Below are 24,724 nucleotides of genomic sequence, written 5' to 3' on the forward strand. Positions count from 1 at the left end.
GCCGGAGTCATTGTCGACGACCAGGGCCGAGCCCTGCTGATCAAGCGTCGCGACAACGGTCACTGGGAACCCCCGGGTGGCATCGTCGAGCGGGAGGAAACCCTCCCCGAGGCCCTTCAGCGCGAAGTCCTCGAAGAAACCGGCATCAAGATCGCACTTCCCGCGACCCTCACCGGCGTCTACAAGAACATGACGGGCCTGATCGTCTCTCTGGTCTTCCGCTGCGAAGCCGCCGACGGCACACCCACCACCGGGGACGAGACCTACGCACTGCGCTGGGCCACCCGCGAAGAAGTCACCGAACTCGCCGACGAGGCGTACGCGATCCGCGTCCTGGACGCACTCGACGCGGCATCCCCGCCAGCCATCCGCGCCCACGACGGCGTGAAACTCGTCTAGCCCGAACCCGCTGCACATGGCGGCCTACCAGCACGAAGGAACTTGTATGCACGAGTATACGAGCACTGCGCGGGTCTGGGGACTCACTTGCCCAGGTTTCCCCGAAGAGGTCAGCCGGGCCCGCCGCTGGACCCGCGACATCCTGCGCGGCTCACCGTTAGCCGAGGACGCCGAACTGATCGTGAGCGAGCTGAGCGCGAACGCGATCCTGCACACCGCCAGCGGACAGCAGTCGGGCAGCTTCCATCTGGCCCTCGCTGTGTCCTCGCAGGTGGTCGCCCTGTCAGTCACGGACGACGGCGGCACCGGGACAGCACCGAAGGCCGAGCACGCCGACCAGAACGCCACACACGGGCGGGGCCTCGGCATGGTCAGCGCAATCGCCCACCGGGTCGTGATCCACGACAGCCAGGCCGGCCACACGGTCACCGCGGAACTCTTCACGAGCGCCCGCCCGGGAGGCCACCCGTGCTGACCTCGACCACTCCCGAGGACTTAGCCGCGGCGAGGCAGGGCGGCGCGTACCGCTGCTGGGCCACGGCCTATCCACTGCAGGAGACCAGCCCGATCCCCCTGGGATCACACGATTCGACGAGCCCCCGCCTGGCGCTGCGATGGCTTCTCGAGCGCACGAGGAACGTCACGGACCAACTCGACACGGCATACGCCCAGCCGGGCCGCTACTGGCTGCGGGACGAAACCGAACACGAACGAGCCCTCGCCTACCTGACCACGGGTACGGCCTACCAACTCACCCTGCACGACGAGAACACGCGCTACATCCTCGTGGCCTACCCGCCGGGAGCGACCCCGTGAACGGATACACCCGCGGCTTCTGGTGCGAATGCTGGACCGAAGACCTCACCAAGGCGCAACAGCCGACCCTCCGCGGCTCCTTCGACGCCCACTCGGCCGGACAGGCAGACCGCTGGATAGCAATCGCACTGCGCACCATCACACCAGCACTGGACCCCAGAGCCTCCGACGAAGCCTGGGAATGGCTGTACGAGGGCCGCATCGAAACGAGAAGAGCCCTCCTGTGCTCGGAACCCTGCACGGTCACGATCAACCAGGGCGGCACACGCATCACTTGGACAGCCCGACCAGCGCTCTTCCTACCCCTGGCACACCGGCGAAGCCTTGAACTCCCAGCCTGTGCATATGACTTCAAGCCCCACACCGAGTACTGAGTTACAACTTTCTCTACTGGTTCAAGGCCCGCGCACGGCGCGGGCGCGCGCCGCCTCTGCGGCGCGGCCTGCCTCCTGTCTCCGCCCCGGCTGGCCGCGCCCGGCGGCGCGCTAGCGAGCTGCGGGCATGAGGTGGGGGACACCCTCTGTGGCTGGGACGGTCGTCTCCACGGATTAGGCAGCCACTTTGGGGCGAGCCTCTAAGATCATGGCCCCAAAGCAGCTCCAGCCCAAAGCCGCTCCGCCGACCTTTCGTATCCAAGATCCGCAGCGGCCCGCTCAGAATTCCATCTCATCAATACGACTCTCAAGCTGCAAGCATAGTGCATCAATACTGCTTGCACGCTTAGGGTGCAGAGCAGCGCCAGGATTAGCAACCACGAGTTTCGACACGAGTATTTTCACCTCCGCACCCACGCTTGCATCATACACTTTACCCTGCGATCGAAAAGCAGCCTCCATTCGGTCCCCCCACTTACTCTTTTCTCTCTTAAATTCCGGTACATCCAAGGAAACGCCAAACGTTTTCGAGACTTCCCCCTTATACAGCTCCACGTTCAGAGCGTCTTCAAATTCCGACTCCTTCATGGAAGGAACTATGGTGTAGGTTTCTTCTTTGGAGGAGAGTAGACCTGCGTCGCGCGCTTTACTTCCGGCTATCAACCCGGCAGAGTCATGATCCAAGAGAACATGATACTGACAAAGCTGCTGACGCAATCCATCCAACTTGGGCAGCAAATTGGAGGCACCCTTCAAGTGATCCAAGGCGAGTCCACCACTAGCGATAAATGCACTAAGCTTTTGGCTTTTGTTCGCTATCAGAGCCTCAAGGGAATTACGATCCGTAAGCCCCTCGACGATCAGCACAAGATTAGCTTGTGCGAGGTTATCTGAAGTTCTCACCCCCAGAACATCGCGCAGTTCATTCAGCGTCTTCGCCGGTGCAGCCTTACTGCCTCGCACGATGACATTATTGGACAGCTTAAACCTGTCCACCAAAAGCGGACTATGGGTCGTATAAATCACCTGCTGCTTTGATGCGATTTCGTTCACTACTTGGCGTACCCTATGCACGGCGCTCGGATGCAGGTGAGCCTCGGGCTCTTCAATAGCCAGGATCAACGAACGCCTTCCGCTATCGGCCACCTTCCGCGCCATAGCCAAAGCCGCCAAGCTCTGCACACCATCACCCTTGTGCCTCAGGTCAGTTTCGGCACCATCATCGATAAGTACCGAAGTCTCGTCGATTAGCCCGTCGAGAATACCCCCTTCTGTTACTTGGATTCGAACGTCAGATATGTCTGGGATGAAGTTTCTTAGAGTCTCACGCAATTCGATTGCCAGCGGCTTCATCGCATCAGTGACCGCTACTGAAAGTTGACTGACCAAGCTCTCGTATTGTACGGCGTCGAGAGCTTCAGTGATGCGGTCGCGCAACATTTCACGGATCACCTCTGTAGCGTCAGCGGCCGTTCTAACCGAGCCGACGTATTCAATTCGAAGTCGGCGACCAACAAAGCCCGCCACTTGCCCAGACTTTCGGTTTAGTGTCTCCTTTCCTGGCCCCTGCTTACGGACAGTAAAATCCGCATACTTGTTAACCGTGAGACGGATCGGCAGTTCTGTTTTGAGGCTGACTCCGATCTGACTCTTAAAAAGAGCCTTTTCTGCATCATCCAACTCAAACCAAAAGTCAATTATCGTGCTGCCGTTCGGAGTCCTCTCCTGAAGGTCTTTCGGGTAGTCTTCGAACCAGTCATAATACTGCCTGCTAGAAAGACGTGCACTTGGAGAGCTAGCTCTGGCGGATCCCATCAATCCCAAACGACGCAGTATTCGCATGCCCATAACTGCCGCTCGGAGTATGTTGGACTTCCCCTCATTGTTGGGGCCGACCAGAACTGCCAACTCTCCGAAGTTGAGACGCGGAGTCTGTTTGATTGATCGGTAATTCTTCACCGACAGTCCTGAAAGTTGCACTTTCGTGGCCCCTTACCCCGTACGGCGGTTGTGATGCTCAAGCTTAGATCCGCCCTACGAGCCGTACGACGCTTTTCTTCCAGTTCGCCACCCGCGTCGGTTATGTGGTGCGACACTGTGGTGCCGTGCCGGGTGCTATCCGATTGCCGAACCGCAGCCCAAGGGCACCCCACGCACAAGAGCCCTCCCGGGCCGTCCTGGGGCCGTGGAAGGGCACTCGTTGGTGACCAGCGCTGCCAACTGCTGGCAGCTGCACAGCAGTTCAGAGCGATGATCCAGTAGATTGCCGCAGGTCACGGCCGCTGGTGGTCAGTTGTGGCTGTACAGCATCTGCGTCAGAGCGCCGACGTCCCATAGCCGTGCCACATAGGGCGGTCAACCACGGTCAACAACGGCTCGCCGGAGTCGAGATGCGCTGATGAGTTGGGCTGGCTCTACAGCCGGAGCGACCTGGACACTCTGGTCGCAGATCACGTCAGCGGGTCCAGATAGAGGCCGACGACATCGTGGACCTTGTCGACGAAGTACGGATCGGTCGACAGCTTGAAGGTCTCGGACCGGTGCGACTGCAGGCCGAACGCCCGCCAAATCCGTGACACCGACGACTGTGAGAGGCCCATCTCTTTCGCCATCGACCGTGTCGACCAGTGCGTTGCGTTCTTCGGAGTAGATTCCAGCGTCTTGGAGACCACCGCGGCGACCTCTTCATCCGTCACTGTCCTGGGGCCACCGGAACGTGGCATGTCACCTAGACCAGCGATCCGGTACTGCACGAACCTGGCCCGCCAACGGCCCACCGCATGCGGCGTGGAACCGAGTTGAGCCGCCACGTCCTTGTTCGAGGCGCCCTCCGCGCAGGCCAGGATGATCCGACACCGCAAGGCCCACGCCTGCGGCGTGGAACGACCCCGCACCCACCCCTGAAGTGCGGCCCGTTCCTCGTCCGACAGCGTCACCTCGGCCTTCGGCCGCCCCATCCGTGCCATACAGCAAGCCTATACATATGAACAGAATTCCTGACTCAGAAGACTAGAACCGTCCGCGGATCTGCTTACCTGTGTCGCTCTCCGGGTGGTTCAGCGCGTCGTAGACCTTGTGGCCGGAGTCACGGGCACCGCCCGCCCAGGAGACGGCCCCCCGGTCGGTTACCTTGGCCGCGATGCCGCTCCAGTACTTCGCCTCGCGCTCCCACTCGATACCTTCCAACATGCGCTCCAGGGTGACGCCCTCGGGCATGGGGTCGGCGCTCCAGGACATGGTGCGGTTCATGGTCGCGCCGAGGCCGGCCACGACGGCGGGGGCGGTGACGGCAGCCTTGGCGTGGAAGAGCGCGGCGTTCTCCTGGAGGAACACGCCCACCGTCTCCATGACCTCGCGCTGGACGACCGCCTTGTCCGGTCGGTCGCCGCTCTCGTTGGCGGGGATGTCTTCATGCTCGATGCCGGTCGACGCGGCGTGGATACCGGCCTTGCCGAGCATGGCCGTGGCGACGAGGGTCCGCAGGACCGACATCGTCATCCACTCCGGGGCCTTGTCCGACACCTGACGCTTGCCGGTGAGGATTAGGCTGGACAGCGGAACCGTGGTCTCACCAGCCGGCACCTGCAGCGACTCCATCAGCTTGCGCGTCACGGTGGTGCCGAAGTCGCGGCCGTCCATGGACATGGCCAAGGACTTGTCGACCGGAACGCCCTTCAGGTTACGGTCGTGGAAGATCTGGCGGGCCGCCATGACGCTGATGCCGTGGAAGATCTCGAACGACAGCGGGATCGCTCCGAAGTCGCAGTCCTCCAGGCCGTACGCAGCCGGGTTCTTCTTGATCCGGTGCCAGGCGGTGACCTGAGTCTCGCTGTCGAGAGCGAAGAGGCCGTCCTTGATCGGCAGGGCCGACGAGCCGTCCTCAGCGATGACCAGCGGGCGCGGCGACCACAGGGTGATCTGCGGCAGCGACCAAGCGTCGTCGTAGTCCCCTCGCAGGCCGGCCGCGATGTAGTCGGCGTACTCGCCGACGTTCTTAGCCTTCTTACTGCCCGCAGTGCCCAAGAGCCGCTGGATCTCAGCGCGCGTGCGGGCGTACGCGCCGATCGGCTGCCCGGCCTTCTGAGCGCGCTTGGTGGCGTCCTCGACCTCCTGGGGGTCGTTGACGATGGCCAGCAGGTTCTCGCAGTCGATGACGCCGTTCGCCATGACCCCCTTGCGGATCTCCCGAAGGTCGGCGGGCAGGCCGGTGGTCACCGGCTTCAAAGACGTGGACATGCTCAAGGTTCCTCCCCCTCACGGGCGCCGCTTTGACGCACCGTCATGCCCGAAGACGCTACCGGACACACCGTCAGGAAGTCAACTGAGGTGGCCAAGAACCCTCCATTACCTGTACCTCAGTTGGTGATTTCTAGCTGCGGTAGGGATAACAACCCTGCAGATGCGACCGCGGCGAGCAGTCTTCGGTCACTCCAGCCGTCCGCGGAAGCGACGGAGGCCACCGCAGAAGCGCGCCTTGATCAGTTCAGACCACGACGGTCACTCTTGTGTGTCTGACTGCATGGACTATTCGTGGACCGGTTCGACGCTGTGTGGCAGTCGCAGGGCCCTGACCTGCTGAAGAGCGTGAGACCCATGCGCCCTCCCGAGCCGTTGCAGCGTCCGGCAAATGTTGTGGCACCACCAACTACAGGGCGAGCACCATAGGCGCATGACAGACGAGTACGATCTGGGCGCACTCCCGGATGACGTAGTACACATGGGGCGCTTCCTCGAAGCCTCGTCCGACTGGCCTGAGAGCGCCTGGTTCGGACGCGCCATGGCGCTTCTCCACTTCGGCACGTTCCGCGTTGATCGCTTTCCGTTCGAGGAGACCTTCGAGAATGAGCTCGCTGCCGCAGGGGCGCTGGCTCGAAGCTTCACCCAACTGCGGGCAGCTTGGGTGGTCACAAGCCACGGCTTCCTAGCGGAGACGCGCAACTTGCTACGTTCGGTGTATGAGTCTGCTGGCCTGGCCAGAGTGTTGGCTAAGGACCCCAAGATGGCCGATCAATGGCTTCGTGACGGCAAGTGGTTCCCTGACGTGCGTGTACGACAGTGGCTCAGCGACGTACGAGGAGACTCCGCGCATGAGGTTGACAAGTACAAGAACTTCTACGCGGAGGCTTCTGCTTGGGCCCACCCGACGGCTGAGTCATGCATGGGGCAGTTCACAGTAGAGGAAGATCATTTCTTCTTGAACTCGGCGATCACATTCGACGAAGAGGCCTGTCAGCAAGCCGTCGGTCTGCTCGCATCCACAGCGCTCTTCGCGTGCTTCGCCTTCCGTAACGCGGTTGTCAACGAGCGGGCCATTGACCCGGCCTGGCGAAGGGATCTGTATGACCTCGCCCGCGAGATGTCGGACGAGACGATGCCCCACCTCGACCGAGACTGGGACGCTGAGCAGGCTCACTACGATGCTGTCATGGCGAACCTGCGTGATCGGCGCTACCTCAAGGGGCAGTTGCGCACCCACCCCAGGGCGTACGACAACCTCAAGCCTCAAGAATCTGAATAGCTAAGGGGCGTGTTCCCTCTTGGCTGACGTCCGCTATGCAGGCACCGTGAATAGAGGAAGCCCGTGCCAGACCCGTGCCAGATCGTACGGGGAACCACGGGGAACACCGGGGAACCGGCCGGCCTCGCAGCAGGCGCCGATACCGCTCAGCCGCAGGTCAGCCTCAGAGTAAGCCCCAGATGCCCTCAGCTTCCCAAGCTGCGAGCCTTGAGGAGGTGGACTCGGTTGTGCCCTGCGACCCGGCCAGCGTGACTTGCTGTGGTCGACGGCAGGACGGCGTGGCTGAGGCCAGTGGGGGTGCAGCGAGGCATACGCGTGCGTGGTCGGTCGGCGCACCCGCCGTCGTGGCTGACTGTCATCGGCTGAGGTTCGTGCCACTGCCGTGCCAGATGCAGGGGGCAGCCACGGTGGGTTCGGGGCGCGGAGACGCAGTCGGTCGGCGAGGGAATGGTGGATGGCGGGACTGTACGAGATCTGGCAGCGGGCGGAGGTGTCGCGCAGGCTCGACGTGTTGTCGGGTTTCATCGCAATGTGCGTGGCGAGGGACGACGACGCGCGACGTCGTCTCACCCAGCTGGTTGCCGGCGCGGACGCGGCCCTCTCCTCCTCGCCCCCGGATTTGGGGGTCGCCTCGGAGTACCTGGACGAACTCGTCTGGTGGGCTGACACGGAGTGGGCCGATCACCCCTATCGTCCCGTGGAAGCCCGGCCTGACGAGGCCGACCGGCAGACGCGTGACTACGCCAAGGATCTCCGGCACGCCGCACTCTCGGCCGGCGTCCGGGACGAGATGGGCCGCATCGAACTCAGTCTCGAAGTGCGGTTCCTGGCCTTGTGCCGCCAACCGGGGTTGGGCTGTCGGATCCGACAGGACATCTTCTACGTCGCCGGGCGTGCCGCGATGGCCCTCGACCTCGGGCACTTGGAAGCGGCAGAGCGGGAGATCCGGCGCATGGAACAGGTGGGTTCCGTGGAGCCACGGGAGAGCCGCTGCGGCTGAAGCGCGGCCTTCCGAGGTCCATAGGTGTGGAACGATCTCTTCACGTGGCTGGTGTGATCACGGCTTCGGAACCGCATTGGATAGCCCCGTTCAGCGGGCTGCAACCGCGCGACTTCCGCAGGCTGATCGCTACGTTGCGCCGAGAAGGTGCTGAGCTGACTCGCCGAGGGCGTCCCTGGTCACTGTCGCTGGAAGGCCGGGTGCTGCTGGTCACCGCGTACTGGCGGACCAACCTGACACTGCGCCAGCTTGCCCCGCTGTTCGGCATCTCCAAGTCAGCTGCTGACCGCATCGTCGACCACGTTGAGCCGTTGCTGGCGTTCAAGCAGAGGCAGCGCTTCCGCGCCGGCACCGTGCTCATCGTCGACGGCACGCTCGTGCCCACCCGCGACCACAGCGTCGCCGAGCAGTCCAAGAACTACAGGTACTCCACCAGCCACCAAGTGGTCATCGACGCAGACACACGGATGGTCGTTGTGGTCGGACGGCCGGTGCCTGGGAACCGCAACGACTGCAAGGCGTGGGCGGAATCCGGTGCGAAGGCAGCCGTGGGGAAGACCACCACGATCGCCGACAGCGGCTACCGGGGCACCGGGCTGGGCATCCCACATCGCCGTCCCGCGGGCGGCGAACTGTTCGGCTGGAAGCAGGAGCACAACCGATCTCACAAGCAGGTCAGAGCACGCGTCGAGCACGTCTTCGCTCGGTTGAAGACCTGGAAAATCCTTCGCGACTGCCGCCTGAAGGGCGACGGCGTCCACAACGCCATGCTCGGCATAGCCAGGCTGAACAATCTCGCCCTCATTGGAGGAGCTGGCTTCGCCTCACGGTGAAAGTGTTCTGCCCGTCCAGCGTCGCGACGCCGTCCGGCGAGGTGGAGACCGTCACGATCTCGTCGCCGACTGTCCCCACGCCGACACCCTGGACCACACACGCCACCGTGACCTCGACTGGGTAGGTCGAGTCAGGGGTCAGCTCACCAAGCTGGGCAAAGATCGCACACTTGTCGATCAAGGACCAGCAGTGTCCCGTTGCATCGATGAACCGGACCTCCACGATGCCGGGGAACGGCTCATCGTCCACCCAGCGAACCGCTTCGCAGCGCAACTCAGGCACTCGGCCCCCATTCCAGAGCCGCGCCACCGCGGCAACGCCCGTCAGTATGCCCGAGAGGCCGACATCACTTACGGGACAGCCTTTAGAAAGTGTTAGCCCGCTGGACGCAATGAGGTCGGAGAGGGCAGTCGGTGCAGTAGGGCTCACTCTCACGACAGACGGTCATGCCAATCCGCCGTATACCAGCCATTCGCAAGGGCGCCTCCTCACCCGCTCCTATCAGCCTCGCCAGGTCTACACGGCCATCACTGAGTCGGTTGGACCGGTCGGCCTTGCTACCGTTGACGCGAGCAGCTACGCGGAGCTGCCCTTGTCCAACGAGGAGAAGATCTTCCCCCAGCAGGAGTCGGTACAAGGAAGTCTCGGCCCCTTTGAAGCCAACTCTCTCGGGTACCTCTAGAGGTTCTCTCCAGACGACGGACTTACCCACGAGTGGCCGCAGCCGCTCGAGAGATATGACAAGTCGGTCTGTAGGAGCGAGGCCCAGGAGTTTCGCGAACGTTGACCTCCTGAGAGTCTTCTCGCCCTCGACTAGATTCATTGCGTCGGCCAGTGCGGCACCAGATAGTTTCGAGGAGGAAAGGGCAGCTGCCACTGCGGCTTGGACAGGTCCCATTTCATTTCCTGGAAAATGGAACCACGCTTCAGCGTCACGCTGCTTTTCTGCCCACACCGTCAGATCCTCGCGCGCATCGAGCCAACGGGCTCTCAACGGAGCATCTGACACAGTCCCCGGCAACGGGCGCAGGGCTTCTGCTGCAGCCTGCCCGAGCATGGGCGGCACAGCATTACCGATCTGCCGGAAGGCGTCACTGCGTACTCCCGCGAAGCGGAACCAGTCGGGGAAGGTCTGGATACGCGCAGCCTCCCGTACTGAGAGAGTCCGATGCTGCTCCGGGTGGATGTACCCGTATCCGTCCTTGGCGATATGCGCAGTGATAGTCCGACTAAGGTCGTCCCAGTCGAGCCTCTTGTACTTGTCTTTGAAATGTTCGGTGCCGTATCGCCGCAGATGGGCAGGGATGTCCCGGTACAGGGTACGGGAGGTCATACCCTCGAAGATTTCCCGGTCGTCAGGGCGGACATGCCGTGTCATATGGTCATGCACGATCCCCCGATGCGCCTGCTCTCGCATTTGTTGCGCGAAGGTTGGCAGGCCACCCGGCTCGATGTAAGCGAGAGCACGGCCGCCAGTTTCTCCGTCACCGATGGCCGGAAGATCGCCTATGGCATCCCGCAGTGAAGTCCGCTTCTTCACCGCATCCGGCCACTCGATCCGATCGATATCGTTGCGCGCCAGGAGGATGAGACGTTTGCGGTGTTGGGGCACTCCGTACGTCCAAGCGTCGACGAGGCGAACCTGGGTGACGTAACCCTCCTGCTGCAGCTTGTCCTCGATCGTGCGCGTAACAAAGAAGTCGTCTCCGAGTCCCATATCTGGGACGTTCTCCATCAGGACAGCACGTGGCCTGAGCGCCAGAACGATGTCGAGGTACGCAACCCACAGTTCCTTGCGCCGGTCGTGAGGATCCCTGCCATGCCTCTGCACAAGACTGCGGATCTTGCTACGTCCCGCTCTACTGAACGGCTGACACGGAGGACCGCCAGCGATGAGGTCGATGCTGGCTGGCTGGAGCAGCTCGACCAGCCACTCCCGGTACTCCGGGTTACCCAAATCCAAGTGGAGGCTTAGGCCAGGGAAATTGGCAGCATGAGTCTCTAGGGCGCGTTCGTCAGCATCGACGGCCGCCGCTACCTGCCAGCCAGCCTGCTTGAGGCCAAGGCTAAGGCCGCCGGCACCGGAGAAAAGGTCAACGGCCAGCGGCCGGTGATCGCCGTGCTCCGCAAGCCAGTTCGTGAAGGTCTCCGGTGTACAGCTGTTCTCGTGCGGATCGAGCTTGAGATAGTCACTCCGCTCGAGAGGCACACCGTAGTGACCCCCCACTGTCCAACCTCCGTTTAATGACAACAACGAGCACCAGGAGACCATACATCCCCCCAGCCAGGCAAGGTCTCCCAACTTCCTGACCTGGGGCCTTCCTTCCGTCCGCGCCCGAACGGAAATGACGCCCCACTCGGCCCTCCTGCTGGCGGTCCGTCAGGTGCGTGGACCCCAGTCCACCGCGCGAACCGTTTGCCAACACTGCGACTTCTTGCACCACTCGGTGACGTTTCCCGAGCCCGGGGCCGCGACCAGCAGCGGCCGCACAACGTCGACCGCCAGTTCAGGCACAAGGTCATCGACCCACTGAGGGAGAGCCTGCGCGCGCCAGACACCGTCCAGATCAACCTCGTCCCGGTACCGGTCGATCAAGAGCGCCACTGCATAGGCAGTGGTCGGCCCCAAGTAGCCGCCCAGTCTCATTTTCTGGATCGTCTTGCGGGTGTACTCAAAGAGAATGCGCTTGGCCACCACGTGCTTGAAATGACCTGCGTCAGGAGAGCCCTCGAAAGCGTCGACGACGTCCGTCGTCCAAACCCGGAAGCACTTCTCCGCGCCCAAACACACGTCGTGGGGGCGTCCCAGGTAGGTGAGCTCGTACTTGGCCACATCCGTCTTGCTGAACTTTTTAGCCAGCGGGTACTCACGCGTGAACTTCGTCTTCTCGGCCTGCTTCTCCAAGGCGCTCAGGTCCACCTGGTACTGCCCGCGAACACGCTCGTAGTACCAGCGAGCCTGACGCGTGCTGCCCTCCGGGGCTGGTGCCCAGATCGACCGTGACAGTGCCTGCAGCCTTCGGTGGTAAGGGCTGTTGGCTTGGAGGTCGGCTTCCTTGATCGCGTTTTGAGAGTTGGCGAAGCGCGAAATGTTCGGGACGAGCTCGTCCAGCATCTCCTGCCGAACAACGGTGATTTTCGCGGGCACTCTGACCTGAGAAAGGTCGACACCTTTCTGCATCATGTGGTGAAGGGAAGCGGTGGTCTGCCCACCGTTGACGATCTGCAGGTCGACTAGCCGGGTCAATACCACTCCGCCGTCCGGCATCACCGTAGTGTCCGCCGTGGTCACGGTAGCGGACACGCCATTGTTGTACGCAAGGAAGCGTCCCGGCTCCTGACGCACTGTTTCGCTGATTCCTTTATTCACCTTGCCACGGGCCTGCAGATACGCGCGGACGTTGCGCTGGAGCAGACGGCCACCGTGCTCCTTGTAGAGCTCAGCGAGGAGTTGGCCCGGCAAAACGGTCAGGAGGCAGTCGAAGTCCGGGTCACCCGGCGCATTCAGGCATGGGAGAGGCTCGGCAAGCTCGATAACGGTCTCTTCCTCACGCCGCCCCGACGAGGCCAACCGGTGCAGACGGACGATGTCCCACAACTCGTAGGTGCACCGCAACCCTTCCGTCTCACCCGGAGGCATCGACTCGACGGTAAGCCGGGCGTCGGTAAACAGGAAAATGCGCACGCGGTTGATTCCTGACCAAGCATCATGAATGCTCTGCGCCATCGAATAGGCGGGGTCAGTCTCGTCCATCTCCAGATGGAAGCCCTTCCGGCACTTCTCTACGAAGGACTGGGCCCGGCGCAGGGCACGCTGGACATCAGCCTTATGAATCGTCTGTGCCTTCCAGCCATGCTCCGCTGTGACGATGTCCAGGACCGATCCGCCATCATTTAGCGCATACCCGTACACCTCAGCCGTACTACGGCCGAGCTGCTTACGGCAATAGCAGGGCTCGACGTCCTCCAAGACACCATCCTCGACGAGATACTCGCGGAAGACATCGACGAAAGCACCGTTGAACCTCGTGCCCACGGGAGAATCCGTGCGCGCTCGCGCGTCCTCATAGAGATACTCCGCGAACTCCGTGAGCTCGTTCTCGCTCAACCGTCCCCCTCCCCAGGGTGGCGCACACCGGCGCCCAGCACAGCCAGAACCTGAGCCTCCCCGACCAAGGCCTGTCCGCAGGCACCAAGGTCCAGATCGTACGACAAGTTGGATATGCCCTTGGGCAGCAGGTTAGGCACAAGCCGCGGGAAATCTGCGGTGACCCGGTAACATCGGCGTGCATTCAACTGCCATCGCTCGCCCTCATAGTGACTGCGATGCACGTCAAACCATCCAGCCTCGACCAGGCAGTTCTCCAGTACCGCCCCCTGCCCGTCAACGCTGGGGTGGGCTCGCAGCTCGTCGACGAGATCGCACAGACTAGACCCTGCCTGATCGCTGCGCAGTTGCTGGTGTACGAGCGCCAGGTAGTCGAGTGAGCCCTCGTCCAGCTGCTCCTCTCCATGGATGCGGCACCGCAGGCGGTTGTTGCCGCGGTCTCCGGACACCGTCTTGACCTCCAGGCCCCAAGCCCCCCATGCGAAGTCCCGCACACCACCCGCCGGCCCCAGCCATCTCGACACGGCGTCCCGGCCGCAGGCAGGCAGCACAAGGTCCCGCAGGACCAGCAATTCACCGAAGAGACCGATCCTGGCCTCGGGCTTCAGCATCCCTCCCAGCCCCCGGCCCAGCACCCGCTGCCAAGAGGCGATCCTGCGCACCACTGCAGCAGCCGGCGCGACGGACGTGCGCTCGATGTGATCGACAAGGTCGGCCAGCAGGGTGCAGAAGATGTGGGTGTCCGTGGTCGGCTGCGCCACGACTTCCACGTGCCCCTCCCGAAATGAGCAGGTCAGACCATTGGCCATGACGAGCTGCCGGTTCTCCAGCCGCTCGCCGCTCGCGATCACCAGGGCACGTTCCCGGCCGGGAAACCGCACTTCGAGGAAGACGTCGAGAGGGTTGTCGGGCAGCAGCCGACGCCGTGAACTGCCGTGGGACGCGGCACGGGCTCGCTCGATGGCGGTGAACGACTCGGCCACCTCCTGGGGGGTCACACGCGTCACTCTTCGCCCTCCTCGGGGTCCTCGCCCGCTCCGGAAAGCATCCTCTGCAGCTCCCGCAGATAGATGTCGTTGACCCGGTAGCGCTTTGGGCGTGCAGTGGTGGAGACCGGCAGGGACAGCGCGTAGCCGACTAGGGGAAGTCCCTTGGGCCGAACTCCGTCGACCTGGTCGCCCGGGTCCACTGGATAGACGAGAAGAAGGCCCTCGCCCGGATCCCTGCGACTGCGAATCGTATGGCCACTGGCCCGCGAGGAGGCCTTGACGCCCGCCCCTTCCGTGCCCCCCGAACCGCTCGCCAGCTGCTGGTAGGCCTCAGCTGGCAGGCCAATAGCTTCATGGACCGGGCTCACCAGCACACCCACCTGGTAGTCGGTGCCCGCAGAGATAGTCTCCTGCAGACCAGCCAACTTGCGCTTGACCATGCGCAGTTCCCGACCGTCGAGCGTAAAAGTGCGCGACGCATTGCCGGTCGTTACCGCGACGGTCCACCTAGTCAACTCACCGCGGCTGTTCTGCTGAGATATGTAGTCGACGAGCGTCTGCGGGTTGGCCTGCAGGGTGCGGGGCGAGGCAGCGAACCCATCAAGAAACTGCACCACGGCCGAGGCAGGCACGTTTTGGCGGAAGAAACCTTGCGCACCGCGCCGCAACGGTTGAGGCACGTCATCGCAACCCTCCACCGCGGCCACCAGCCGCTCCAAGCGTGCATGGTTGTCCCGCAGAGCCTGCTCGTTGGTGCGCATGTAGAGGGTCTCGGGCCGCTGCCCGGAGGAGCACAGAGACACTGAGGTGGAATTGCGCATCTTGGCCGCTGCGGTGACCTGCAGGTGCTCATAGCCGTCCTGCACACGCATCCCCACGTCCTCCGGCGTCCGACCCGTCTCAGCCAGGTAGGACACAAGGTCCATCAGTTCGCGGCTGGCCCGTGTCACGTGGACATAGGAGTCCACCAGCTCCTTGGTGGTGTACAGCCGAGTGACGTCCAGATAGCCAGGCCGGTAGCCGAACCAGCGCCCCATCTGCATAAGCGTGTCGTAGGTCTTGGACGTCCTGAGGTAGTAGGAAACCGTCAGTCCCTCCAGGGTCAAGCCCCTGGAGAGCTTGTCACCGCCGACCGCAATCACGGTCGCTGGCGTGCTCGCTTCGTACTCCAAGACGTCCGCGGCATCACCGTTGATGGTCTTCACTCCAGCGGCGCACTCGGAGAGGACGCCCGCGATCAACGACTCGACCTGCTCCCAGGTGACCGACTCTCCCACCAGTCCGGGAAGGTCACTACGCTCGGAGAGTTCCGTGTATGTCGGAACGAAGTCGTTCTCCCACAACTCCCGCAGGCGCAACCGAAGTGCAGCTCCAGCGGCCCCCCGGTCTCCCCAAAGGTTGTCCATGCCGGTGAAGTGGTCCGTCAGCTGCCGGGCCACCGCGAACTGAACCGCTTTATACCGGGTGACGTGCACGAGCATCGTGTTGTGGCCGGACCGGCTTCCCAGATACTCGGTACGGGCCTTGCGTACCGCTGTAGCTAGCACGAACGAATCCAGCGCCTGCCGCAGCGAATTGGGAAGCAGCCGGTGGGGCTGATGCTCTTTACCGTGACCGTCAGGTACCCATAGCGCCTCGTCGGCCACCGCTCTGATGACGGGCAGCGGCTCACGGATGACGTCTGCAGACGCGTCGTCCAGCCCGAATACGACCTCGGGGCCGCAGTAGTTGGTCGGTGGGCGTAGAGCCACCATGAAATTGCGCGGAAAGAGATCATCCCGATAGTCAGGATGATCGGTCCGGTCGTCTATGAAGATGTTCGCAAAGGGCGTTGCCGTGTAGCCGACATACGCGCGCTTCTCGAAGAGGTTCAACAAGTCACGAATGCACTGGTTAATACGCGTCGGATCGTGCTCCGAGTCGCTGGCGCTCTTTCCACGCCGCGGCTTGCGGGTGTCCACCGAAGCGTAGTCAGCCTCGTCGTCGATCAGAAGAAGTGGCAGGTCCCTGATGATCCGGCGGCCATCGTCCTGCGTGGCCGTGAAGTTCCCCAACCAGTCCCTCAGGTTTTCCAGGATACGGGCGTTCTTCTTCACAACGGCCAGCAGGCGCACCCTACGCGGATCCACAGGCGTGCTCTCGAAGACGCTCGCGCTGAAGTCCTTGTCCCGCGTCGTGATCGACAGACACAGCGGCGGATTCTTCATACTCAGATTCCCGACCCCGATATAGGTCGAGTCGTCGGTCTGTTGGCGAGTGAAACGGCTGTTGAAGCCGAGGAACTCCAGGTCCAACCGTGCCTGCGTCTGGTGACGGAGGCTCTCGTGAGCGCCGGTGAGTACGACCACAACCTGGTAGCCGGCATCGACGGCCTTGCAGATGAGGCCAGTGTAGTTTGCCGTCTTGCCCGACTGTACCTGTCCGTAGGTAAGGCCCTTCACCGACCACTCACCCTGACGCTCAGGACTCTCAAGCAAAGAGAGCACCGTATTCGTGGAATCGCTGAGCGCCTCCACCGTGGGTGGCTTCCATCCCGAACGATGCGTGAGCCATGTCTTGTATCGATCCCAGTATGCCCACTCGATCTTTTCCTGACGGTCCGACAGCCAGGGCTGATGATCGTACGGATCCTCAATATGCACCGCAGGGGGTACCCAGACGTCGAATCGAGCCTCCAACTTCCGGGCGATCCGCTCCGAGGACACGTCCTTCCCTGTCGCGGCCAGCATGGTCCGGACTGTCTCCGCGATGCCCCTGAGCGTTTCCGGCGTACGGTTCGACTTCTCCGTCTCCAGCAGCATCGCCTCAGCCATGCGGAGAGCAAGGGTCAGCGGATCGATACTCAACGTCATACTCCCGGGTTCATCTGACGGACGATCTCTGTGACCATGTCGGGGAATCGGTTAAACGGCTCTACAGACCCCAGGGCGCGAACGACAGCTGCCCGAGCCTGAGCATCTTCGGGCAGAGCCGCAAGCATCACTACCAGGTCTGCCCTTGCTTCGGCCTCCTCCACGCCTTCTAGCGCCGCGTGGGGCATACGTCCCAAGTCGTTCTCAGCCTCGATAGCGATCACGCCAACCGGGAGGGTTCGCTCCACCATGCGGAGGAGGGCTTCGACATGAGCTCCTGGACCCACGGCCAGAGCGGCTTGCACAATGGGATGCTGACGGTTGACCAGGTACCGGGACGTGCCGTGTCTGCGTTCCTGGATCCACCCGAAGGTGAGCTCACGATCACGTCCCTGTCGTCCAGGCGTATTGGTGGCCCTCCGGCGAAACACAGCGACCGATGCCTCGCGAGCAGCCGCGGCGAGTCTCGTGAGATCCTCCTCGAGACCGGCAGGCGGGTGTACCCGGGACTTGCGTACGTCCACCTGCCAAAGGTGGTCCGAAGCGGGATCCATGGAGATCTCGATTCTCGCCAGGCGAGTCTGCGGCGCTATCACCATTTCGGGCAGACCGAGCCAACCGCCTGCGGAAACCATCCTGTCCCCGCGGTAGACGTAGAAGCCCTGTTGTGCGTTCCAGCCACGCGGCCCCGCACTGTCTTTGATCTCGGCCTCGCTCAGCCGGGATGGGTGGGGCAGGACATATGGAATTACCTGAATCTGTCCTCCGGCCTCCAGCCGCTCGGTTCCCAAGTCCTGCGTCGCCATGTGCTGGCGGCAAAACGGGTCCCACGGCTCCAGCACGTGCCCACCCACTGTGAGGCGGAGCCTGCCACGCGCGATATAGCGGTGGAACCACATCCTCAGCCGGCTACGGCTTTGCCCCAGTTTTCGGGCCAGAGTTGCGCCCTCACCAGCGTGATCGAGTCGCCTCCACAGGACCATCGTGCCTGGCCCCTCGAAGCCGATCTTGTGCGCGATACCAACGGCTTCTTCGTCGGCCACGACACGGACTCGCCAGTCGTCAGCAGCACGGACCAGGTCGATGTCCCAGGTTCGACACACGAGACCGTGGTGCGTGCGGGATAGGACGGTGAGCACACGACACTGGGACAGAGATGCCGTCTTCATACCAAGGCCGAAACGCCCAAGATCACCCGTCCTGCGCTCCAATGTCGGACCGCTTCCACCGAAGCGGACAGCTTCATGAAGCTCCTTCTCGGTCATACCGTCGCCGTCGTCGACCACTGCAACCCAGGCGGCACCCTCATCGGTGCAGAATTCCACACGTACTTCGCGAGCCGAGGCTGAAAGACTGTTGTCTACAAGATCGGCGAGCGCAGTAGCCATGTCGTAGCCGAATGCGCGAAGCGAGTCCATCAGCGCTGAGGCGCGTGGTGCCACTACAGCTTCTAATCCATCCGCATCGGGCATAGCTGTCCCCCACCACCGCTCTACATGCGCCTTGTTGAGCAGAGTAGGCGATCAAGATTCAACCAGTCACTGGTCTAGCGAGATCGTCAGATACAAGGTGTCCTGGCGGCACTCGGCAACGACGGCAGCGCCGGAGGACACCGGGTAGGTGTTGATCCGGCTGTACGGGTCTAGTCGCCGCGCCACCTCAGCGGACGCGACGGCATCAACTCTCGCCGTCGACTCGCGAGACCTAACGCCCCATTGGCCATGAGCGTCCACCAAGCCGCCAACAGGTCCATGGCATCGGTTGCCTGAGACGTTGATCGCTTCTGTCCAGCAGCAAGCCGTCAGGTCACGGACCCCAGCAAGCTGCTGACGGATCTTTCTCGCCTACTCAGGTGCAACCAAGCCTTGTGGAGGGCAAGACCCGGAACCGCCGCAGTCGGACCTCGGTTGTCCACACTCCGCCCACGCAAGCTACGCCCAGTGCGGTAGCGCAGTCGTGAGAGCGCTCGCGCTCATCCCGCCTGAGGAATAGCTCCCTTGGACCATGCGTGGACGAGTTCACCTCTGCGGATCGCCGCCTCGGCTATGACCAGCGAAGTTCCTCTTACTCGACGCGGCCTTCGGAGCCGTGTGCGCAGGTTCGAATCCTGCCGGGGGTACTCGCCACGCAGCCAGTAAGAGATGGACGGGAGTCAGTCTCACTGACTCCGGCCCTTTCTCATTGAGCCTTTTCAGCGTGGCCACCGATCCGGTGACGGCTTCGGCTCCCCGGGCATCAAGCATTCGTCGAGGAGGCAGTCAGTTGAAAGCGTCGGTCATGCAGTCCATCCGGCAGTCGGCGGCCTCGTAGCGCTGGCGGAGGGCGGCTGCTGCCTCTTCGCGCTCCACGAAGAGGTGCCCGTAGTGCTGGCACGCCACCCTGGTCACGTCCCCGACCGTGACGATGGCCGGCTCGCCGCGTGCGGCCCGGCGGCGCGCTTCGGCGATCGCCATGTCCGCAGAACGCAGCAGATTTCTGGAACGGTCCCGGATCACGGCCGCCTGGGCCCGTTTCAGCGAGAGGGGGCGCAGGACACGTCCCCGCCAGACGAAGCCGGCGGCGACAAGTACGAGACCGAGCGCTACGAACAGGAGTCCGCCGGGGTCGTGAGGCATCTTTCCAGTCTTCACCACTCGCGTGGTGATCGTCATGCCCGCGCCGGCGTGACGCTGCCGATTTTCGGAGCGACTGGGTATCAGTGGGCCTTTCAGCACGGCCACCGATCGGGTGGCGCCGCGGGGATGCGGGAGCCGTGACGAATGGATTCGGTCCTGCTATAGGAGGTGAGCGGCGTGCGGCTGAACCGATCGGCCGTAGGTTTTCTACGCCTTTCCGTTCCCACCTCGCAGCGACGACAGCACCAGACGCCCGTACCGGGTAGTAAGGACTGCCGCCGTGGCGGCGACCGACAGGCCGACGGCGGTGAGTAGGTGCGTCACGGAGTGGTCGTCGAGGACCTGAAGGATGCCGAGGGCGGTGCCGAGTGGCAGGCCGAGAATGGTGAGGACACCGAGGGCACCGCTGATTTGCTGGCTTTCCTGTGTTTGTACGAGCCTGCTGTAGTCGGCGGCCTCGGCGAGGATCTCCTGGAAGCGGGCAGGCAATCGGTGCTGGTTCTGGAAGGCGAGCAGCAGATCGTTCGCCGCGCCGTGGGCGGTCAGGTGCTGCCGCCAGTAGGTGCTGCGGAAGACGGCGATGTTCCTCTCCAGGGTGGCGACGCGGCGTGCCAGCCGTGAGGAGGTGAACACTTCGGAGAGTTCGTCGGTGAGCTCGTCGATGTGATCGCGCTGGAGGGCGCCGAGGAGTAGGGCGTCGAGGTAGACGGTGCGGGAGTGCAGTGCGCCGAACTCGAAGAAGTCGCCCGTGCCGGTGTCGGTGCGGTGGCCGAGGAAGGCAGCTCCCTGCCGCAGCACGAGGGCGCTCCAGTCCGCTGAGATCCTCAGAGTGTCTTTGAGTTGTTCGGCCGCGGTCTCCGGCGGGAGGGGGAAATCCTCCGGCGTGGAGCGTGATGCCAGTTGCCACAGCCATCGGTCTGCGGTGGCGGGAAGTCCTCCTTCGAGGCCGCTGCGGAGGGCGGGAGCGTGTTGTGCCGTCGGGGCCATGAAGGCGATGGAGTAAGGCCGGGCGATGGCGAAGGGTGCGCGGGGGTCACGTACGTCGGCGATGCCTGCGAGCAGCCCGGCCGGGTCGAACGGCCCGGTGAGTGGTTCGCCGGCGGAGTTCGGCCGCCGTCCGGCCAGGGCCCGCAGTACGGGCAGTAGGGGGATTTCCACGGTGAAGTGCAGGACGGCGAGCGCGTGTTCGGGGTTGCGGGCGGTCGCCGCGCGCAGGAGTTCCATGCCGAGCAGGTGCAGCCCGTCGTGCTTGGTGTCCAGCGGGAGGTACCAGCGGCGGGGTCGCCCGGGAGCCCCGTAGAGGGCGCGCGCGGAGGCGGGGGCGAAGTAGGTGGATCGGGTCTCGGCGTCGGTGCGGCGGCTGCCCAGCTCGAACGGGAAGGGGCCCTCGGACCAGTCGGGGGCGCGCAGCAGCCGTACGGGCAGGACGACCGTCAGTTCCTGGCGCGCCCCGGTGACGTCGTCCAGCCGTGGAACGCTGCCGGTCACCCGTAGTACTCGGCTGGGTCGGGCTGGTCGAGGCGGATGACGAACTCCGCCCGGTCGGGGCTCTCGGCGTGGACGTGGAAGCGGACGCGTTCGCCGGTGCGGACGGTCCGGAATCCCTCCGTCACGATCTGCCGGTAGTCGAAGCCGTAGTACCGCTCGTCCTCGTCGTCCCGGACGATGTACAACCCGGCGGACCCGCCGAGTCCTCCTCCGTTGGGGCGCCTGTCGACGATGGTTCCGTGGCGTGGTCCGCCGCCGGTCATGCTGTGGTCTCCTCTGCTTCGGAGCTGTCGATGATGTCCTGTACGCACCGGAAGCCGACCGCATTGCTTCCGCCCCGCTTGCGGTAGATGCCCTTGGTGCTGGTCTGCACGGCCCGCATGGGGTTGTCGTAGCTGCCGCCGCAGATGACGGCCTCGCCGGGGTCGGTGAGGCTGGTGGAGGTCCATTCCCAGCAGTTGCCCACCATGTCGCGTACGCCGAACGGCGAGCGGTTCCCGGTGCGTTCGCCGTCGGGCGTCACCCCTGCTCGGCGCAGTGCGTCGTCGGCGAAGTCTCGGTACCACGCCTGGTACGTCACGACAGGCCGGCCGACCCATGAGTCCGCGCAGTTGACGTGGCGCTCGGCGGGCGTGTCCCCCCAGGGGAACAGTCGGCCGTCCGTGCCGCGCGCGGCAGCCTCCCATTCGAGAGCGGTCGGCAGACGTTTGCCTTCGAACGAGGCGAAGGCGTACGCGCTCCACCAGTTCACGCAGATCGCCGGGTGGGCGTCGTAGCGCGGGTTCTCGTAGTAGTCGGGCCGTCGCAGCCGGTCGGTCCAGGGGCGGTGTGTGACGTGGGCGGGCTGGTCGGGGTGGTCCCACTGCGAGGTGCCGTCCGCGTCGAGGGCGTCGAGGAAGCGGCGGTAGCGTGCGACGGTCACGGCATGGCGGTCGAAACGTACGGGGCGCGGGATCCGGCGCATCAGCAGCCGTTCGGCCGGGCCGACCAGGTATGTCCCGGCGGGCAGTACGCAGTCGTCCGTCTCCGGAGCGCCGGGCATCGCGGCAAGGAAGGCACGCACTTGCTCGGTGAGGAAGGCGTCGCCGGGAATGTCCGCTGCCGTGTCGCGGTGGAGGGACTCGGCGAGGTGCCGGGCGGCCAGCAGTTCCTGGTACGCCGTGTGTACGAAGGCGACGTGATCCGGCCCGGCGGGGCGCAGCAGCGGGGCCAGGACGCACGTGTCGAGACCGAGGCTTCCGTCCGTGAAGGCGTCGGCCCCCAGCAGCCGGTACAGGTCGAGGAATGAAAAGACCGTCTGGTCGGTGAGAAAGGCCTGTCCGAACGCGGTGGGTAACCGTTGCTCCAGATCGGGTCGCCCGCGCTCGGCCAGAGCCCGCGTGATGTGCGCGCCGAGGACGTCCCCGAGTGGCTGCCCCGACGGCAGCGCGAGTTCGGCCGTGAGGCGCCTTTCCAGGGGTGTGGCGCCGGGCTCGGCCAGGCGCACCACATGGAAGTGCGGAACGCGCGACGGGTCGACGCCGTTCGCGTACATCTGCTCGACCAGTTGCTCGGAACGGCCCGCGCCGCTGTCGAGCAGCTGACGAACCTGGGGCGAGTCGGCGAGGAAGGACACGCGGGAACTCATGACCACCGCCGACTCGGCGGACAGGACGGCGGCGAGATCGGTGAAGAGTCGCAGGAACCCGGCGGGGCTGGGTTCCTCGACCCCCTCGTCGACGGCGTCGAGCACGCACAGCGCGGTCCCGGAACGGATCAGGTAGAGGAAGAGGTCGTAGGCGCGAGAGCGGTCCGATGCCATGGCGGGTGCCAGGAGGCGCGCCGCGTACTCGGAGAACGGTTCGTCCTTCGGTTTGAGACCGAGGTCGAAGTAGAAGCGGAAGCGGCGGAGGCCCGGGCTGAGGGCGAGCGAGCGCAGAAGGGTGCTCTTCCCGCTCCCCGGACGACCGGTGACCAGGACGTTCGCACTGCCGCACGCCAGGCGCGTCAGCAGCTCGGCCGCGTCTTCGGACTGCACCACCTTCGACTCGCCGGTGTGCGGGTCGGTGGTCATGACCGCCGCGGCCACGGCAGTGCGTGGTTCGGCCGGAGCGGGCGAGGCGAGACCGGCGAGGTGCGCTTCGAGATTGACGATGGTGTCGACGAAGCCGTCGTAACGCACGATGCGGAAATCTACGCCCAGCATCTGATGAAGCGGCCCCGTCGCCGCGCCGCCGCCGATGTCGTCCAGGATGACGAACCGGGTGAGCTTGGGCAGCCGGGTGCGCAGAAGCTCACCTCCGCTGGAGGCAAGCACGGTTCCCAGATCGTCCGCGTCCTTGGAGAGCATCAGCTCCACGTACTCCAGGCGCATCCCCGACTCGCGGCAGAACAGCAGGTACACGGTGTCGGGGCTGAGGACGAACCGCTTGGCCTGGCGATAGCCGAGAGTGACGTACAGCCCGGCCAGGAACTCGCACCTGCGTGCCACCTCGGGCGCCATGTCCGGCTCACCGCCGAGGAGCGCCGCGCTACCGGTGTCGGTGAACCAGACCAGTACGTCGACGAGCCGCCGGACCGCCAGCAGTCCGTCCTCGTCGCTGATGTCGTAGCCGTCGTGTGTGGACCGGTTGCGGAGCCGGCGGATGTCTTCCAGCGCGTCCACGACCGTGCTGCTCCGAATGTGCGGACGGCAGCGCTTGACGAGGTCGTTCAGGGCCTTCGTCGACGGGTCGCCCTCGATGCCGTGGTGGCGCCACAGCTCTTTGAGCAGCTTCTCGGTCAGCTTGCCGATCAGGGCGACCGCGTTCTCGGGATAACCGTCGTTGAGGGAGCGCAGCGGCCGTTCGAGATCGAGCCCCAGTCGGTCGGCGATCCGCGAGTGGTCGTCGAGTTCGCTCCGCAGCCGCCTCAGCCGCTCGTCGACCACGGTGTTCACGCGCCCTCACCCCGTCGCTGTCCGATGATGAACGCGAACCGGTCGGGGAACACCAGGACGGGCTCAGGATGAGCGACTCGCATCTCCTCGATGCCCTTCTCGATCTCGCTGTCGCTGAACGTGGAGAGCAGTGACATGTAGCGGGCACGGACCATGCCGAGGTACTTGTCCCGGTCGATGCACAGCTCGTGCTCGACGTGGGTGAGCGAAGCTTCCAGTCCGGCAGCGCGTAGATGCCCCTCGACGGCGGCCGGGTCCGGCTGCAGCTCCTCGAAGCGGGCCAGGGCCGCTTCGAACAGCGGGTACTGGATGGTGGCCGGAAGCATCACCACCAGCATCCGGCCTCCGGGCGCCAGCCGGTCGGCGAGGCCCCGAAGCGTATGCGCGGGGTCGGCCACATGGTGCACCGACTCCTTCAGCCACATCGCGTCGAGTTGCTCGTACGGCAGGTGGGCGCGCCCTTCGGCGATGTCCTCCGCGGAAGCGACGACCGGCGTCAGATCGGGCGGAGGCGGTGTGCCGAGCCGGCGGAGCATCGCCTCGGACGGGTCGACGCACAGAAGGGGACGGCGTGGCTGGAGCTGCCTGGCCACTTCCCGGGCGAACAGCCCGGTGCCCGAGCCGATGTCGGCGATCCGGTCGGTGGGGCCGAGCCGCAGCGCATCGGCGATCCGGCCGGACATCCAGGGAACGTAGTTGGGGTCGTAGACCCAGTGCTCGTCGTACTCGGCTGCCAGCTCCTCGTAGTGCCCCCGCATGTCGCGCTGCTCCACGATCCCCCTTGCGTCTTGCCCATGGCCCCGGTGGTGCCGTG

Annotated in this window: 21 protein-coding genes and 1 tRNA gene; 8 read left to right on the forward strand and 14 right to left on the reverse strand. The window is 64.2% G+C overall.

Translation table 11 applies throughout. The features are described from left to right. From ACX28W_RS24075 to ACX28W_RS24090, 4 genes are all read left to right on the forward strand, one after another. On the forward strand, positions 1-399 hold a 399-nt coding region (locus ACX28W_RS24075; protein WP_459001365.1), incomplete at its 5' end, for an NUDIX hydrolase. A gap of 46 nt (positions 400-445) precedes the next feature. After that, complete coding sequence (locus tag ACX28W_RS24080; RefSeq protein ID WP_075027199.1) at positions 446-874, forward strand: ATP-binding protein; 429 nt, start codon at positions 446-448, stop codon at positions 872-874. Further along, on the forward strand, positions 868-1,215 hold the full coding sequence (locus tag ACX28W_RS24085; protein ID WP_459001366.1) for a hypothetical protein: 348 nt from the start codon (positions 868-870) through the stop codon (positions 1,213-1,215). Before ACX28W_RS24080 ends, ACX28W_RS24085 begins: the two co-directional genes overlap by 7 nt. Further along, positions 1,212-1,589, forward strand: a complete 378-nt coding sequence (locus ACX28W_RS24090) for a hypothetical protein (protein WP_459001367.1) — start codon at positions 1,212-1,214, stop codon at positions 1,587-1,589. The genes ACX28W_RS24085 and ACX28W_RS24090 overlap by 4 nt, the downstream gene beginning before the upstream one ends. 279 nt (positions 1,590-1,868) lie before the next feature. On the opposite strand, the gene ACX28W_RS24095 is transcribed toward ACX28W_RS24090, so the two are convergent. From ACX28W_RS24095 to ACX28W_RS24105, 3 genes are all read right to left on the reverse strand, one after another. Then, the gene (locus tag ACX28W_RS24095; RefSeq protein WP_459001369.1) at positions 1,869-3,569 is read right to left on the reverse strand and encodes an ATP-dependent nuclease; all 1,701 of its coding nucleotides are present in this window, start codon (positions 3,567-3,569) and stop codon (positions 1,869-1,871) included. A 470-nt stretch (positions 3,570-4,039) separates the two neighbouring features. Further along, positions 4,040-4,555, reverse strand: a complete 516-nt coding sequence (locus tag ACX28W_RS24100; protein ID WP_459001370.1) for a helix-turn-helix domain-containing protein — start codon at positions 4,553-4,555, stop codon at positions 4,040-4,042. Between the two features lie 43 nt (positions 4,556-4,598). Continuing rightward, on the reverse strand, positions 4,599-5,825 hold the full coding sequence (locus tag ACX28W_RS24105) for a DNA sulfur modification protein DndB (protein ID WP_459001371.1): 1,227 nt from the start codon (positions 5,823-5,825) through the stop codon (positions 4,599-4,601). A 433-nt stretch (positions 5,826-6,258) separates the two neighbouring features. Here ACX28W_RS24105 and ACX28W_RS24110 point away from each other — a divergent pair, with 433 nt between their 5' ends. The 3 genes from ACX28W_RS24110 (at position 6,259) to ACX28W_RS24120 (ending at position 8,940) form a co-directional block, all read left to right on the forward strand. Further along, on the forward strand, positions 6,259-7,107 hold the full coding sequence (locus ACX28W_RS24110; protein ID WP_459001373.1) for a hypothetical protein: 849 nt from the start codon (positions 6,259-6,261) through the stop codon (positions 7,105-7,107). A 454-nt stretch (positions 7,108-7,561) separates the two neighbouring features. After that, entirely contained in the window at positions 7,562-8,107 is a 546-nt protein-coding gene (locus ACX28W_RS24115) for a hypothetical protein (protein WP_459001374.1), read from the forward strand. A gap of 44 nt (positions 8,108-8,151) precedes the next feature. Next, positions 8,152-8,940: a transposase gene (locus ACX28W_RS24120; protein ID WP_459001375.1), complete on the forward strand. Its 789-nt coding sequence runs from the start codon at positions 8,152-8,154 to the stop codon at positions 8,938-8,940. Here ACX28W_RS24120 and ACX28W_RS24125 read toward each other — a convergent pair. The 6 genes from ACX28W_RS24125 to ACX28W_RS24150 form a co-directional block, all read right to left on the reverse strand. Further along, complete coding sequence (locus ACX28W_RS24125; RefSeq protein WP_459001377.1) at positions 8,909-9,223, reverse strand: hypothetical protein; 315 nt, start codon at positions 9,221-9,223, stop codon at positions 8,909-8,911. The genes ACX28W_RS24120 and ACX28W_RS24125 overlap by 32 nt on opposite strands. An 82-nt stretch (positions 9,224-9,305) precedes the next feature. Next, entirely contained in the window at positions 9,306-11,168 is a 1,863-nt protein-coding gene (locus ACX28W_RS24130; protein ID WP_459001378.1) for a DNA cytosine methyltransferase, read from the reverse strand. 153 nt (positions 11,169-11,321) lie between these two features. Then, on the reverse strand, positions 11,322-13,049 hold the full coding sequence (locus ACX28W_RS24135; protein ID WP_459001380.1) for an AIPR family protein: 1,728 nt from the start codon (positions 13,047-13,049) through the stop codon (positions 11,322-11,324). Further along, a complete protein-coding gene (locus tag ACX28W_RS24140; protein ID WP_459001382.1) occupies positions 13,046-14,056 on the reverse strand; it encodes a PD-(D/E)XK motif protein in 1,011 nt (336 codons plus the stop codon). Before ACX28W_RS24140 ends, ACX28W_RS24135 begins: the two co-directional genes overlap by 4 nt. Beyond that, complete coding sequence (locus ACX28W_RS24145) at positions 14,053-16,884, reverse strand: Z1 domain-containing protein (protein ID WP_459001384.1); 2,832 nt, start codon at positions 16,882-16,884, stop codon at positions 14,053-14,055. Before ACX28W_RS24145 ends, ACX28W_RS24140 begins: the two co-directional genes overlap by 4 nt. A 2-nt stretch (positions 16,885-16,886) precedes the next feature. Continuing rightward, positions 16,887-18,362 carry an ATP-binding protein gene (locus tag ACX28W_RS24150; RefSeq protein ID WP_459001386.1) on the reverse strand — a complete coding sequence of 492 codons (1,476 nt, stop codon included), beginning with the start codon at positions 18,360-18,362 and terminating at the stop codon, positions 16,887-16,889. Positions 18,363-18,910: 548 nt separating this feature from the next. Here ACX28W_RS24150 and ACX28W_RS24155 point away from each other — a divergent pair. Further along, positions 18,911-19,009 (forward strand) — tRNA-Arg (locus tag ACX28W_RS24155). Positions 19,010-19,148: 139 nt separating this feature from the next. Here the strand turns inward: ACX28W_RS24155 and ACX28W_RS24160 are convergent. From ACX28W_RS24160 to ACX28W_RS24180, 5 genes are all read right to left on the reverse strand, one after another. Then, a complete protein-coding gene (locus ACX28W_RS24160) occupies positions 19,149-19,505 on the reverse strand; it encodes a hypothetical protein (protein ID WP_459001387.1) in 357 nt (118 codons plus the stop codon). A gap of 207 nt (positions 19,506-19,712) precedes the next feature. After that, entirely contained in the window at positions 19,713-20,993 is a 1,281-nt protein-coding gene (locus ACX28W_RS24165) for a hypothetical protein (RefSeq protein WP_459001389.1), read from the reverse strand. Next, positions 20,990-21,256 (reverse strand): hypothetical protein, encoded by a 267-nt coding sequence (locus ACX28W_RS24170; RefSeq protein WP_459001391.1) that lies wholly within the window; start codon positions 21,254-21,256, stop codon positions 20,990-20,992. Before ACX28W_RS24170 ends, ACX28W_RS24165 begins: the two co-directional genes overlap by 4 nt. Continuing rightward, positions 21,253-23,910 carry an SUMF1/EgtB/PvdO family nonheme iron enzyme gene (locus tag ACX28W_RS24175; RefSeq protein ID WP_459001392.1) on the reverse strand — a complete coding sequence of 886 codons (2,658 nt, stop codon included), beginning with the start codon at positions 23,908-23,910 and terminating at the stop codon, positions 21,253-21,255. The genes ACX28W_RS24170 and ACX28W_RS24175 overlap by 4 nt, the downstream gene beginning before the upstream one ends. Beyond that, positions 23,907-24,683: a class I SAM-dependent methyltransferase gene (locus ACX28W_RS24180; RefSeq protein ID WP_459001394.1), complete on the reverse strand. Its 777-nt coding sequence runs from the start codon at positions 24,681-24,683 to the stop codon at positions 23,907-23,909. Before ACX28W_RS24180 ends, ACX28W_RS24175 begins: the two co-directional genes overlap by 4 nt. Between the last annotated feature and the right edge of the window lie 41 nt (positions 24,684-24,724).

The sequence above is a fragment of the Streptomyces sp. SD15 genome (assembly GCF_054462255.1).

Coding starts and splice junctions, on each gene's coding strand:
- ACX28W_RS24080 (WP_075027199.1), top strand. CDS start 446: ATGCACGAGTATACGAGCACTGCGCGGGTCTGGGGACTCACTTGCCCA.
- ACX28W_RS24100 (WP_459001370.1), bottom strand. CDS start 4,555: ATGGCACGGATGGGGCGGCCGAAGGCCGAGGTGACGCTGTCGGACGAG.
- ACX28W_RS24105 (WP_459001371.1), bottom strand. CDS start 5,825: ATGTCCACGTCTTTGAAGCCGGTGACCACCGGCCTGCCCGCCGACCTT.
- ACX28W_RS24110 (WP_459001373.1), top strand. CDS start 6,259: ATGACAGACGAGTACGATCTGGGCGCACTCCCGGATGACGTAGTACAC.
- ACX28W_RS24115 (WP_459001374.1), top strand. CDS start 7,562: ATGGCGGGACTGTACGAGATCTGGCAGCGGGCGGAGGTGTCGCGCAGG.
- ACX28W_RS24150 (WP_459001386.1), bottom strand. CDS start 18,362: ATGCCCGATGCGGATGGATTAGAAGCTGTAGTGGCACCACGCGCCTCA.
- ACX28W_RS24160 (WP_459001387.1), bottom strand. CDS start 19,505: ATGCCTCACGACCCCGGCGGACTCCTGTTCGTAGCGCTCGGTCTCGTA.
- ACX28W_RS24170 (WP_459001391.1), bottom strand. CDS start 21,256: ATGACCGGCGGCGGACCACGCCACGGAACCATCGTCGACAGGCGCCCC.